The 14215-nt window shown below is 43.8% G+C and carries 8 protein-coding genes; 5 read left to right on the plus strand and 3 right to left on the minus strand.

The genetic code is table 11. The annotated features are described in order from the left end of the window. Nucleotides 1–2: 2 nt before the first annotated feature. The 3 genes from ACFGVR_RS16015 to ACFGVR_RS16025 form a co-directional block, all read right to left on the minus strand. Nucleotides 3–953: a hypothetical protein gene (locus ACFGVR_RS16015; RefSeq protein ID WP_448698323.1), complete on the minus strand. Its 951-nt coding sequence runs from the start codon at nucleotides 951–953 to the stop codon at nucleotides 3–5. Nucleotides 954–1037: 84 nt separating this feature from the next. Further along, nucleotides 1038–2375 carry a serine/threonine protein kinase gene (locus tag ACFGVR_RS16020; RefSeq protein ID WP_448698324.1) on the minus strand — a complete coding sequence of 446 codons (1338 nt, stop codon included), beginning with the start codon at nucleotides 2373–2375 and terminating at the stop codon, nucleotides 1038–1040. A gap of 349 nt (nucleotides 2376–2724) precedes the next feature. Then, the gene (locus ACFGVR_RS16025; protein ID WP_448698325.1) at nucleotides 2725–4146 is read right to left on the minus strand and encodes a sialate O-acetylesterase; all 1422 of its coding nucleotides are present in this window, start codon (nucleotides 4144–4146) and stop codon (nucleotides 2725–2727) included. Nucleotides 4147–4383: 237 nt separating this feature from the next. Between ACFGVR_RS16025 and ACFGVR_RS16030 the strand changes: the two genes are divergently transcribed. The 5 genes from ACFGVR_RS16030 to ACFGVR_RS16050 all read left to right on the plus strand — a co-directional run bounded on the left by ACFGVR_RS16030 (nucleotide 4384) and on the right by ACFGVR_RS16050 (nucleotide 14207). Further along, entirely contained in the window at nucleotides 4384–5937 is a 1554-nt protein-coding gene (locus ACFGVR_RS16030; RefSeq protein ID WP_448698326.1) for a GH39 family glycosyl hydrolase, read from the plus strand. Nucleotides 5938–6115: 178 nt separating this feature from the next. Continuing rightward, the gene (locus ACFGVR_RS16035; RefSeq protein ID WP_448698327.1) at nucleotides 6116–7354 is read left to right on the plus strand and encodes a DUF2264 domain-containing protein; all 1239 of its coding nucleotides are present in this window, start codon (nucleotides 6116–6118) and stop codon (nucleotides 7352–7354) included. 23 nt (nucleotides 7355–7377) lie between these two features. Then, a complete protein-coding gene (locus ACFGVR_RS16040; RefSeq protein ID WP_448698328.1) occupies nucleotides 7378–8586 on the plus strand; it encodes a glycoside hydrolase family 88 protein in 1209 nt (402 codons plus the stop codon). Between the two features lie 116 nt (nucleotides 8587–8702). Next, complete coding sequence (locus ACFGVR_RS16045) at nucleotides 8703–12887, plus strand: hybrid sensor histidine kinase/response regulator transcription factor (protein WP_448698329.1); 4185 nt, start codon at nucleotides 8703–8705, stop codon at nucleotides 12885–12887. A gap of 228 nt (nucleotides 12888–13115) precedes the next feature. Further along, nucleotides 13116–14207, plus strand: a complete 1092-nt coding sequence (locus ACFGVR_RS16050) for a phosphoglyceromutase (protein WP_448698330.1) — start codon at nucleotides 13116–13118, stop codon at nucleotides 14205–14207. The last annotated feature ends 8 nt before the right edge of the window (nucleotides 14208–14215 follow it).

Consider the following 14215-nt stretch of genomic DNA (forward strand, 5'->3'; position numbering starts at 1 on the left):
GGTTATGATTTAAAAATGTTTACGCCTACAATGCCGTTCAGCAAAATCTTCGAGTTTACGGGCAGCTCCACCCACCCGGGCGAGTTAACATCGCTTTTGGCAACTTCTTCTTCGTTTAAAATGGTGAGTTCGCCAAACGATGCCAGGTAAAATTTACCGTCGGACCGGTTGTAGCGTACATTGAGGTGTGGTGTGTTCACCCACTCTGTAGGGATGCGGAAAATATTTGTTGCTTCGCGTGTTTCGTCATTGCCCGATACCACGATCTCATCATCTGTCATGATAAACTCCACCTTTTTACCTGCAAATTGCTTTTCGGGAATGATGGTTTCAAAGCGGGCCAGGTTTTTAGCATACTTATTGGGTATGTTTCCTTCATCCAGTTCCAGGCCCTCAACATAAGGAGCTTCATAATAGCCCTCGCTATAATAATTAAAGCCTTTTAACACATCCTGACTAATATCAAACGTTTGCGCGATGCCTGTTTGGCGGGGTATAAAAGTTACCCTCAGGTTTTCTTCTTTCTGATTGTTATCAGGCATCAGCTTGCCGATAAAACCGATATCGCCACGGGTATAATCGGGATGCGATACCAAACGAAATACCCATTTTGAGCTGGATGGTATCACAATTTTACCGGCCGACCGGTATTGCTTTAATAACCCGTAAAACTTTTTAATGCATTCGTTAACTATCAGACCAAATATTCCCTGTTTATTGTTCATAAACGAGGTATAATCTTCGGGGTTAAAACAGATAATGTATTCGTGGTAAAATACAATACGATCGGCAAAGGAAAGCTCGCGTATTGAATCGCTGAACTTTGCTACAATATAATTAAAAACATCATCGGGGGTTAAAACCCGCTGACTGTTTATTGTTGACGTATTTTCGGATGTTAAAAACCAATCCTGTATGCCTATGCGTTGCCAAATAGATGTTTGTGAGTCCATGTTTAAGTTTAACCGGGCTTAATTTATTACAATCAACACCGGATGATAAGATATGTTTTGCCGATGAGCGCGAGCCCGTAAAAATTACTCATCGGGTGGTTTTACCGTGCCCGATGTATCAGTTTCTGTACTATCGGCTTGTTCACCTTCGGCCTTTTGGCGCTGCCGGCGCATCTCATCTTTTATGGCTTGCTGCGTAACTGAGTCGGCAGCCTTTTGGCGCTGCCTGAAACTTTGCCGGGGCGCGGTAGTAGTTGTGGTATCCGTTTTAGGTACCGATGTACTATCCTCCGTTTTTACAACACCGGCGGCAGTTCGGTTGCCGGTAAAATATAAGTATCCTGCTGCCGCCATACTAAGCAGCAGCAATAACAGCATCCCGATAAACAAGGGTTTTGAAAGATGCACGGTATCATCATTATACGCCTGCTGAGGCAGTACTGCCGGCTCCTTAACACTTTCGTCTGATTGAATGATCACTTCACTGGCCTGCATATCATCGCTGGCTTTTATAGCCTCAACACTTCCGTCGATTATGGCCTGTTGCAACGCCATTCCGTTTGCGTAACGCTTTTCGGGATCCTTTTCAAGGCATTTCGAAATGATATCAAGCAGCCATTGCGGCACCCTCATTTCCAATGCTTTTTTCTCCGCGGGCCAATTTGCAGGTATGTTGTCCTTGCGCAGTTGCATCAGGTTGGGCACAGGCGTTTCCATGTGCGCCACCATTACGTTATTACGTGATGTTTCGCCATTATCCTGCAGCGGGAACGGTACCTGGCCCGCCAGCAGCTCATACAATATCACACCATAACTGTAAATATCCGTTTCAAAAAGCAGGGCACCTGTGTTTTGCTCGGGCGCCATAAACTCGATGGCCCCGGCATGACGCATACTGGTGCGGCGCTGCTCGTCGGACATAATGGCCAAACCAAAATCGAGCAGCACATAATTACCCGAGTGGAGATTGTATTTTACGTTATTGCTTTTAATATCCCCATGTTTTACACCCACTTTATGGCAATGGGCAAGCGCGTTTGCCAACTGGTCGGCAAGTTTCATTGCTTCCTTAACGGTGAACAGTTTATCGTGCGGCGGTTTAAGCAGTTCTTCCAGGTCGGGGCCATCAATAAACTCCATCTCGATGAAAGGAAATGAGCCGCTATCCGTTAAGCCCGAATTAAGGATCTTTACCACATTGGGGTTGGGCACTTCGTTTACTTTTTTCAGCTTATCAACCTCATTTTTAAAAGCCTTAAAGTTTTTGTCGTCCTTGTCCTCGGTATAAATGGGAGTAGGTAAAAGCTTAACCGCGCTAATAACAGGGCCCATCCGGCGGCCCTTATATACCGAACCTTGCCCACCGGTGCGCAGTGCACCCATATTTTCCAATCCTTCGGTTATGGTGAATATTTTACTCATGTTTAAACTTGTGTTGCTCCTGCTGGTTTCGCCAAAGCATAACACATAGTTGAGTAATATGTTTATAAGCAGGCATCATTGAGTTGCCAACAACCGGCATCAATACAGGTTTGCTTTTTAAGCGAAAAATGCTTATATTGGGAAATACGATGCCGGAAGAAATTGCAAATTTGATAATCCAGTACCGATAATTATTGAAAAAATACCGACAAATACCCACCTTTTCGGAGTTTTTGTTGCGAAAATGATAATGGTTCTTTGATATTGCCATCCTAACCCCGTACTGCCGGCGGCGTTATGCTGCGGCAGCACGGTGCGCTGACATCTTATAAGAAAAATGGACCGGGGGTTATCTTACCTCATCCCAATCATCGGTTCTGAAACTCGATGCCGGAATGCCGTCGTTATTGTATAGTTCGGCAACGCAAAACTCTTTAAAGGCATACCTTACGGCTATGGGAGCTGCAACCTGATCGCAAGTCAAAATAACCTGGTTATTTACCATTTTGGCTTTGGCAGGATAAAACTTCTTGTCGGCTCCGGCTACCTCAAATAGCGTTAACGGTTTTCCGTAAGTAGTTAAATAGGGAGCGTTGCTAAAAGTTACGGTAACTGTATTGGCGGTAACGGCCATGGTTTTATAGGTTGGCGCCTCACAAGCTATGCCTTTAATGCCGTAAGTTTTGCCCAGTGCCCAGTAAGCCAGGCGTTGTGCGGGCAGGGTTTTATTCATATAATGGATAAATTTCTCCATCCCTACATCCATAGTTGATGCCATACCGCTATTAGGTATCAAAGCCATGCCGTTGAATTGTGCCTCGCGCAGCATGGGGCCGCTACGTGTTTTATCCTGAGAGCCGAATGGCGCTATCTGCACGTAATAGAACGGGATATCACCTAAGCCCCAGCGTTTACGCCAATCGGCTACCATAACAGGGAAAAGCCTGCCGTATAATTTAGGTTCCTGGCGGTTGCTTTCGCCCTGGTACCATATAATGCCTTTGATGTTCAAACCAATTGCAGGTGCAATCATCCCGTTAAATAAGGTGGTCGGTAATTTCCAGGGTTGTTTTACGGTATCTACAATGGTTGGTGGAACTTTTACTTCCGGAAACGGTGTAAGACTTTCTTTGCTCATCCAGCTTTCGATCATGGTGCCGCCAACGCTTGATACGATCAACCCTACAGGCACATGCAATTTTTTTTGCAGCATGGCACCAAACTGGTAAGCAATAGCGCTAAAATTACGAGCTGATTCGGATGTAGACTCGCTCCATTCGGCCCGAACATCGTTTGTTGGAACAATAGGTGATGCCGTTTTAAAAGTGCATAGACGCAATTGCGGGTTATCGGCATTTAAGATGATCTCGGCGGCATTTAAAATAGGCGAGGAGTTACCACGCAATGCCATTTCCATATTGCTTTGCCCGGAGCAAAACCAAACTTCGCCTATCAGGATATTTTTGAGGGTCAGCAAAGTGCCGTCGTTAAAAGTGATTTGGTACGGGCCGCCTGCAACAGGCGTAGATACTTTTGTTGCCCAGTTCCCGCCGGCATCAGCTTTAGCGGCATAGGTTTTTTTATCCCAGCCGGTAGTAACAGTAACTATGGTGTTTGCTTTTGCCCAGCCCCATATTTTGTTGGCGCTTTGCTGCTGCAGCACCATGTTATCGCCAAAAATGCCGGGTAATTTAACAGTAGCGTTTGCCTTAACGGTGATGATGATCAAAAGGAGAATTACCGCCGGGCGGAAATAAAAATGGTATCGCATGGGTAGTTATAATTGGTCATGCTAAAGTAGGGTATAGGGCCAGTTTAACTCAGGGTATTTATATCAAATTTACAGGTACAATGCGTCGTTGATTTTAGAATTTGCGGTTTTGAAGTGATTTGATCACTATACTGGTTCATTCGCACTGTATTTCTGTTTCATTTATCATGTTTGTGCGCGTATGCAAAGTTCTATCTTGCGGTCAAAACCAATTCTATATTCCTGTACGGATTTTTTATGAGATACTATTTATATGCCTTGCTTTTAAATGTAGGTATTTGCTATCATGCCAATGCCCAAACCCGTGTTATTAATATTGATGCGAACCAAATAAACGGTAAACGCTCCAATGTATTTAACGAGTGCATTGGTGCGGGACGTGCCAACGAAGGTTTGCGTGCCGACTGGCAGCAACAACTGGCCATGGTGCAAAAAGACCTTGATTTTAAATATATCCGTTTTCATGGACTACTGCACGATGATATGCGGGTGTATGCTTTAGATAAAGAAGGTAAACCTGTTTATAACTGGCAATATATTGACGAATTATACGATTATATGCTCAGTGTACATATCCGGCCGATAGTTGAGTTAAGCTTTATGCCTGCTGATATGGCCAGCGGAACCAAAACCGTATTTTGGTGGAAAGCTAATGTAACCAAACCAAAATCGTATGATCTGTGGGACGAACTGATACGCAGGCTGGTTGCCCATTTGCAAGACCGTTACGGCAAGGCCGAGGTAGAAAAATGGTATTTTGAAGTTTGGAACGAACCTGATCTGAAAGGCTTTTTTGATGCTACCCAGGCTGATTATTTTGAACTATATGCACATACGGCAAAAGCTGTTAAAAGCGTATCGGCAACTTATCGCGTGGGTGGACCTGCTACATCGGCAACTAAATGGATAGACGATTTTTTAACGTATTGCGATACCAACAAGCTGCCGGTTGATTTTGTGAGTACGCACGATTACGCTACCAAATCGGTACTGGATGAGTTTGGCACCAAAAAGCAAAAACTCAAACCTGATGCTGATACCGTTGCCAAAAATGTTAAAAAAGTTCGCGGGCAGGTCAACGCATCTGCCTTTAAGAATGCCGAGCTTCACTTTACCGAATGGAACACTTCGCCCTCATCGCGCGACCCGATCCACGACACCTACCAAAATGCAGCTTTTGTGCTTAACGTATTGAAAAAGGGAATGCCTTATGCCAACTCCATGTCGTACTGGACGTTTACCGATGTGTTTGAAGAAGCCGGCCCGGCCCAAACGCCATTTCATGGCGGCTTTGGCCTGGTTAACCTGCAAAACATCAAAAAGCCAACTTACTATGTATATAAATACCTGAATGAATTGGGTTCAGCTGAGTTAAAAAACAACGACGCTACTTCGATCATCTGTAAACAAGGTAATAATGTACAGGCTTTGTTTTGGGATTTTACTTTCCCCGAAACCGGGAAAGATTTTAACCAGGGTTATTTTATCAAAGATCAGCCGCCCGTTGCAAAGCCTCCTGTCGGGCTAAAATTATCACACATAGCCAACGGAACATATACCGTTGAAGTTTATAAAACCGGGTATCAATTTAACGATCCTTATACTACCTATATCGGGTGGGGGCGGCCGTCGTACATATCGCCGCAGCAGGTTGATCAGTTAAAAAATGAGTCAGCCGGCAAGCCAATATCAACATCAACCGTAATTGTGAAAGACGGTGTATTTAGCAGGCAGTTTGATATGCGGGGTAATGATATTTATTTCGTAAAACTGTTATATAAGCACAAATAGTTCAGATATACCTGCTTATTGTATCAAACTATGATATGCTTGCGGGAGGCGTTAAACAATAATTATTTTTACCAGCCAGTTATACAAACCAGCTTTCGCCGATAATGCGAACAAATCAATTTTGAATAAATAACATATGAAAATATCAGCTGCCCGCTCAGGGTTTTTATATATGCCTATGAAAAATTTTTTAAAAGCAACCGCAACAGTTTTATTGTTGATGGGATCGCAGCAAATACATGCGCGCCCATCGGCTGTTGCCGATACCTCTGCCGATGCCGTAATGGAAAGGCAATATATGATACAAACGTTAACCCGTATTGCCGACCCGGTGCTCATTGCGCTAAGCAAAAACGAGTTGAGAAAAACCATGCCTGTTGAGGCTAAAGTGCCTGATCACAACAAGCTGACAACACACCTGGAGGCTTTTGGCAGGTTGCTGGCAGGTATGGCGCCCTGGCTTGAGCTTGGCCCCGATCAAACTCCAGAAGGCCAGCTGCGTAAAAAATACATTGATCTGGCTGTTGCCGGATTAAAGAATGCGACCGATCCTAATAGTGCCGACTTTATGAATTTTAAAGACGGACGTCAACCGGTTGTTGACGCCGCCTTTTTAGCCCAGGCGTTGTTACGGGCTCCACACCAGCTTTGGGACAGGCTCGACACCAAAAGCCAGGCTAATGTAATTGCCGCCCTGCGTTCATCGCGGGTAATTTTACCATCGTATAGTAACTGGCTGTTGTTTGCTGCAACCATTGAAACGGCATTACAAAAATTTGATCACTCGGGTGATAAAATGCGGATAGATTATGCCGTGCGTTCTATATTTTTATGGTATAAAGGTGATGGCGCTTACGGCGACGGGCCTAATTTTCATTTTGACTATTACAACAGCTTTGTAATACAACCTATGCTGGTAGAGGTTACCCAGGCCTGGGCTGCCGAAGATAAAACACAGCAAAAAAATTATGAGCTGGCGGTAAGCCATGCCCAGCGTTATGCCGAAGTGCAGGAACGCCTCATTTCGCCCGAAGGTACTTACCCGCCGATAGGCCGGTCGCTCGCTTATCGTTTTGGTGCATTCCAGTTATTATCTAAAGTAGCCCTGATGCATGCGCTCGAAAAAAGCATCAAACCGCAACAGGTTAGGGCGGCGCTTTATACCGTGATCAAACGGCAAATAGAAGCACCAAACACCTTTGATAAAAACGGTTGGCTACGAATAGGAATTTATGGACATCAGCCCGGTGTTGGCGAAAGTTATATTTCTACCGGGAGCCTATACCTGTGCTCAGAAGCATTTTTAATACTGGGCCTGCCGCAAACCGACCCGCTGTGGCAGGGACCGGATAAAGACTGGACAGCTAAAAAAATATGGAAAGGCATTGACGTATCAGTCGATCACGCCGAAGATTAATAACGATATATTATCACCGAATTATGAAGAATAAAACTATAATACTGGCTGCCATCGCGATAAGCACAACAGCCGTAAACTGCTTTGCGCAAAAAAAGAATAACCTGAAGGCTAAGCCTGAGATATTGAAACTGATCGACAAAGATCTGAAAGATGCTGATGAGCAGTATAAATACCTGTATGCCCATGTACCAACTGATAGCATACCACGCAGTTTTAACAAAGCCGGCAAATATGTAAACGCCAGCTCCGAGTATTGGACGAGCGGTTTCCCCCCGGGTGTAATGGCATATTTATACGAGGCAACAAAAGATCAGGAGTTGAAAAAGAATTATCTGCACGAGTTGGACATCATGAAAAAAGAGCAGTTTAACACCGGTTCGCACGATGTGGGCTTTATGATGTATTGCAGCTACGGCACGGCGTTAAAGAATGATCCTAAAAATGAAGCTTACAAAACCATTTTGTTAAATACGGCTAAATCATTGTCAACCCGTTTTAATCCGGCAGTAGGTTGCACCATGTCGTGGAAATCGCAGCCAGGGCAGTTCAGGGTAATTATTGATAACATGATGAATTTAGAGTTGCTGATGTGGGCCACGCAGGCAAGCGGCGATTCGAGCTTTGCCAAAATCGGTATCACGCACGCCAATACTACCATGAAGAATCATTTCCGCCCGGATGGCAGCTCGTACCACCTGGTAATTTACAATCCCGAAACCGGCGCTGTAATAAAAAAACAAACCGTTCAGGGCTATGCTGATGAATCGGCCTGGGCACGCGGGCAGGGCTGGGGTTTGTATGGTTATACCATGATGTACCGCTTTACACACGATCCGAAATACCTGGCGCATGCCAATAAGATAGCTAATTTTATACTGACGAATCCTAATTTACCTGCCGATAAAGTACCTTATTGGGATTACAGTGCGCCGGGTATTCCGAATGCTTACCGTGATGCTTCAGCAGGTGCATTATATGCTTCTGCGTTTATTGAGCTGGCCGGTTATACGGATCCGGTTAACGCAAAAAAATATCTCGAAACTGCTGAAACGATCATCAAAACCTTGTCTTCGTCCGAATATAAAGCACCTTATGGTGAAAATGGCGGCTTTTTGTTAAAACACGGTGTTGGACACCTGCCAAAAAACTCGGAAGTTGATGTGCCTTTAACATATGGCGATTACTATTTTGTTGAAGCCATGATGCGGTACAAAGCTTTGGCTAAGTAGCGGGCGTTTTGAAAGGTTTATACAGACGCTATTTTTTTAATTAATAGTTGGGTGGTTGTTAATCAATTTATAATATTGTTACCTTAGTCTCCATTTTCGATAATAAACCGATAGCATTGAAACTACTTTCCTGCTCCCCAAAGGAAGGCTTGTTACAGAGCCCGATATGCCGTATGGCCTATATTATGCTGTGCGTTTGTGCGATGGTTTCGCAAACTTTCGCACAATCCACAAAGGCCATATTTAAACATCTGACTATTAACGACGGCCTCTCGCAAAACACAGTTTATTCCATATTGCAGGATCATGAAGGCTATATCTGGATAGGAACAACCGACGGGCTCAACAAGTATGATGGTTATGAGTTTACGACCTATAAGCACGATATTGACGATAAGAATAGCCTGACCAGCAACCAGATAAATGCCTTAATGGAGGACAAAGATGGCAACCTGTGGATAGGAACGGCCGATGGTATTAACTTTTATGATCGCAAGAGCAACACTTTTACCCATACTTACACTTTTTCAAAGCAATCAGCCGAAACTAACGACTATATAACCGACATCCTGCAGGATAAAAAGGGAAACATCTGGGTATCAACTTACGATGGTTTAAAGGTTTATGATGCCGCCCGCAAGTTGTTTATCAAATACCAAAGCGGCGACGAGACTGATATACAATCGCAAAAAGTACAAACCATATTTGCAGGCAACGATGGTATACTTTGGGTAGGCACCAATAAAAGCCTCAAGCTGTTTGACACTAACAGGCGCCAATATATATCCATTCCGGCGGTGCTGGGCAATAATGCCTTATTAAAAACCAGCGGTATCCGTTCGGTAAAACAGGATAAAAAAGGAACATACTGGATAGGAACAGAAATAGCAGGTGTGTTTAACTATGACCCCAAAAGGCAAACCTGCGTTAATTACCGTCAGCAAACCGGAAATGCCAATAGTTTATTGAGCGATATCGTTCGCGATATTTGTATTGTTAACGGCAGCGAGGTTTGGATAGGTACGCGGGATGGCTTAAGTGTTTTAAAGGATGGCAAATTCAGCAACTATCAGTATGATAAATACAATCCGGATGCGCTGAGCCATAACTCGGTGCGGTACATTATGCAAGACCGCTCGGCCAATGTGTGGCTGGGTACTTTTGCCGGCGGTGTAAATGTGTTTTATGCGGGCAGCAATAATTTTATCCAGATATCAGAGCAGATAGGGGCGAGCCCCGGCCTTAGCCACCGTGTAGTAAGTGCTATATTGAGCAATGGTAACGGTACATTTTGGGTTGGTACCGAGGGCGGCGGACTAAATTATGTGGATCGCAAAAATAACCGGTATAAAGCGTTCTCGATCTTAAATGAATCGCAGCAGCTTAAAAGTAATAACGTAAAATCGCTGGCTAAGGATGACAAAGGCAACCTTTGGATAGGTGCTTACGATGGGCTGGGGTACTTCAATACGCAAACACATGCATTAACCATTTACCGTTCGCTTAACAACTATCCAAATCCTGTCGAAAACCAGATCTACGCCTTATCGGCCACCAGCGATGGCGTTTGGATAGGTACAAATGGCGCCGGTTTACAGTTTATGGATAAAAACGGTAAGGTAACCGGTTATACCCACAATAATAAAGATATCAGCAGTATCAGCAGCAATTCGATATCGGCTATTTTGAAAGACGAAAACGCCTACGGTTATTGGATAGGGACACTGCAGGGGCTAAACTATTTTGATACGCGGACTAAAAAGTTCACGCAGTATAAACATAACGATGCTGATAAGTCCAGTTTAAATTACAACTCGATACTAACCTTATTTATTGATCGGGAGCAAAGGCTTTGGTTGGGCACCGAAGGGGGAGGACTATCCTACTTTGATCGCAGAGCCAATAAATTTTATGCCATTAACAATCAGCAGGGCTTAACCAATGGCGTGGTGCATGCCATTAACCAGGATAAAGCCGGCAACTTATGGGTGAGCACAAACAAGGGTTTGTTTAAGATCGGATTTGCAAAATTTAGCGTTCCGTTTAAAAACAGCGATCTGCTCATCAGCAATTATACCATTGCCGATGGTTTGCAAAGTAACCAGTTCTCATCAAACTCAACCGCTGCCGATGCAAACGGCGAGCTGTTATTTGGCGGAATCAGCGGTATCAGCTATTTCGATGCTGCTAAAATAGAAGTTAACAGGTTTAAGCCGCCGGTGGTATTTACCGATTTTTTGATACGGAATAAACCGGTGTTATTAACCGAGGAAGACTCGCCCTTAACAACCCAGATAAATGAAACCCAGGAAATTACGCTTACGCATGATCAGGGCTTTATTAGTTTTAAATACGCTGCTCTAAACTTTATCAGCCCGGGTAAAAACCAGTATGCTTACCGGATGGAAGGTTTTAGAGGCGATGACGACTGGCATTACGTTGGCAATCAACGCATGGCAACTTATACCAACTTAAATGCCGGTACTTATTACTTTAAGGTAAAAGCAGCCAATAACGATGGTATCTGGAACAACAATGCCAAATCCATTAAACTCATCGTATTGCCGCCGTGGTGGAAAACCTGGTGGGCATTTCTGATCTATGCGTCTTCTATCGGCGGGCTGCTTTACTTTTTTTACTATTACTCTTTTAAAACCGAACGTTTAAAAACCGAACTTTTATTTGAGCAGTTAAACCACGAAAAAGACCAGGAATTATCACAGCGCAAGCTAACCTTCTTCACCAACATCTCGCACGAAATTAAAACGCCGCTAACCCTGATACTGGCGCCGCTCGAAAAAATGGTAAGCATGAACGAGGGCAACAACAAGATACAAAATCAGCTGATGCTGATGCAGCGTAACGGAGAGCGCCTCATCAGGCTGATCAATCAATTATTGGATTTTCGAAAATTCGAATCGGGTAATATGCGTCTTGAGGCTGCCGAAGGCGACATCGTCAGGTTTGTAAATGAGATATTTATTGCTTTTGAAACTTATGCACAGGCTAAAAATATCTCGTTCAACTTTAACAGCGGACAAAACAGTGTCCGTCTGTATTTTGATCGCGATAAGCTGGAAAAAATATTATATAACCTGCTCTCAAATGCATTGAAATTTACACCCGAAGGCGGCAAAATAACATTGAGCATTAAATCCGACGATACCAATGTTTTGATTTATGTAGAAGACAGCGGACCGGGTATCCCGAGTGAAAATCTTGAAAAAATATTTGACTTATTTAACCACTCCGGGCCCTCGCAATATAATGCACACGGCACAGGTATCGGGCTGGCTTTTTCAAAGGGGCTGGCAGAACTGCATCATGGCGAGCTGCTGGTTGAGAGCAGGGTAGCTGCCGGTAACCAAAATAGCTATACCTGCTTTACTGTAAAATTACCTATGGGCAGTGCGCATCTCAATTCCGAAGAAATTATTCCGGAATTTAAGGATAGCGAAAATATTACGCAGTACACGTTGGGCATTAACCTCGAAGAGCCACTGATCCATACTGCTGAAGTAACTACCGACAATACCGACAAGCCAATCATGCTCGTTGTTGAAGATAATCCCGAAGTATTGAATTTTGTGGCCTCAACTTTTGCAGCGAGTTACAATGTATATAAGGCCGGGGACGGGCAAAAGGGGTGGCAGTTGGCTGCCGAGATCATTCCGGATATCATTATCAGTGATGTGATGATGCCCAATATGAATGGTATCGAACTGTGCAATAAAGTAAAATCTGATATCCGTACAAGCCACATCCCGATCATTCTGCTATCTGCGCGTACGCCGCTTATCTTTAAAATAGAAGGTTTGGAAACAGGCGCCGACGATTATATCACCAAACCGTTTAGTGTAAATGTATTAGAGGCCAGGGTAAGTAACCTGGTACAATCGCGTAAAAAACTGCGCGACCGTTACCGACAGGAAATAACCCTGCAGCCTAAAAATGTAGCCATTACCTCACCCGATGAAAAGTTTCTCACCAAGGTGATGAAGTTTATCGAAGATAACATAGCCGAACCCAACCTCACTGTTGAAGAACTGGGCAAAGAGATAGGCATGAGTCGCGTTACACTTTATCGAAAAATAAAAGCCCTCACTAACCAAACCGCTATCGAATTTATCCGTGGTGTACGCATTAAACGTGCCGCACAATTACTGGAACAGAACAAGTTTAACGTGAGCGAAGTATCGTACATGGTTGGATTTGTAGATGTAGATTACTTTCGCAAATGTTTTAAAGAGCAGTTCGGCTATACCCCCAAAGAGTATATGCAGCACACGGGCGATAAATAACCAAAAAAACCACCTGAACCTTGTTTTTGCAGCATTATACAGGTATAAAAGCCTGAAATACCCTGTGATTTTAACAACTCCCGCCTTTACTTTTATGGCCATATATCTATAAAGAATGAGATCTGCATTGAAGAGTGTTCCACCAAATAAGGGGCGAAAGCTGCTGGTTATAGGCGCCCTGTTAATTGTAATTTTATTAGTGGTTTTTAACCTCATATTGTAATAGCAATGAAAAGGTTAAGCATCATATTGTTGTTGTTTTTTATTCCGGGTATGGCGTATACCCAATCAACTGCCGGTCAAAAAAAGATCATCATCATTACTTTTGATGGTTTGCGGTGGAAAGAAGTTTTTACAGGCGCCGACTCTGGCAAGCTATTTACAGGTACTAAAAAGAACAAAGATTCGGTAGCAGTAAGAGCTAAATTCTGGGATGGTAACGCTGCCGCACGCCGGGCTAAGCTGATGCCGTTTTTATGGAATACTATCGCACAACAAGGCCAGCTTTATGGTAATCGTTATGTAGGCAGTAAGGTTAACGTTACCAATAGCTTTTGGTTTTCGTACCCGGGCTACAACGAAATATTTACCGGGCATTTTGATCCGCGTATCAACTCAAACGATTATGGCCCTAACCCTAACATTACCGTACAGGAGTATATCAATAAGCAGCCTGGCTATCAGGGCATGGTTGCTGCATTTACATCGTGGCAGGCTTTTGACAGGATATTAAATAAAGAGCGCTGCGGTTTCCCGGTTAATGCAGGGTATACAGCATACACAGGTAAAAATCCGTCCGAAAGGCAAAAAACCATCAGTGAAGCACAGTTTTTGCTGCCGCAAACTTTTGGAAACCACGAGCGGCCTGATGTGGTAACTTACATGCTGGCAAAAGATTATCTGAAACAAAATCACGCCAAGGTATTACAGATTAGTTTTATTGAAACTGACGCTTATGCTCACAAGGGCTTATACCCCGAATATTTAACATCGGCATATAACAATGATAAGATGCTCGCGGATATCTGGAACTATATCCAAAGCGATCCTTTTTATAAAGATCAAACTTATCTGTTCATCGCTAACGACCATGGCCGCGGCGATGATGAGCAGGACCACTGGGATCATCATAACAATAAAACCCCGGGATCTGACCAGATATGGTTCGCTGTTCTCGGCCCCGGTATAAAGCCATTGGGTGAAACAAAAAACCTACAGCTTTATCAAAATCAATACGCCAAAACTATAGCAGCACTGCTGGGTATCAACTTTATTAGTCCGGATAAAACCGGCGACACCATTGAAAGTGTTTTAAAATAACCAATACA

It is taken from the genome of Mucilaginibacter aureus (assembly GCF_053514885.1).

What these genes read in the sequence shown, in the direction of transcription:
- ACFGVR_RS16015 (WP_448698323.1), bottom strand. Translation starts at nt 953, where the DNA reads ATGGACTCACAAACATCTATTTGGCAACGCATAGGCATACAGGATTGG.
- ACFGVR_RS16020 (WP_448698324.1), bottom strand. Translation starts at nt 2,375, where the DNA reads ATGAGTAAAATATTCACCATAACCGAAGGATTGGAAAATATGGGTGCA.
- ACFGVR_RS16025 (WP_448698325.1), bottom strand. Translation starts at nt 4,146, where the DNA reads ATGCGATACCATTTTTATTTCCGCCCGGCGGTAATTCTCCTTTTGATC.
- ACFGVR_RS16050 (WP_448698330.1), top strand. Translation starts at nt 13,116, where the DNA reads ATGAAAAGGTTAAGCATCATATTGTTGTTGTTTTTTATTCCGGGTATG.
- ACFGVR_RS16030 (WP_448698326.1), top strand. Translation starts at nt 4,384, where the DNA reads ATGAGATACTATTTATATGCCTTGCTTTTAAATGTAGGTATTTGCTAT.
- ACFGVR_RS16035 (WP_448698327.1), top strand. Translation starts at nt 6,116, where the DNA reads ATGAAAAATTTTTTAAAAGCAACCGCAACAGTTTTATTGTTGATGGGA.
- ACFGVR_RS16040 (WP_448698328.1), top strand. Translation starts at nt 7,378, where the DNA reads ATGAAGAATAAAACTATAATACTGGCTGCCATCGCGATAAGCACAACA.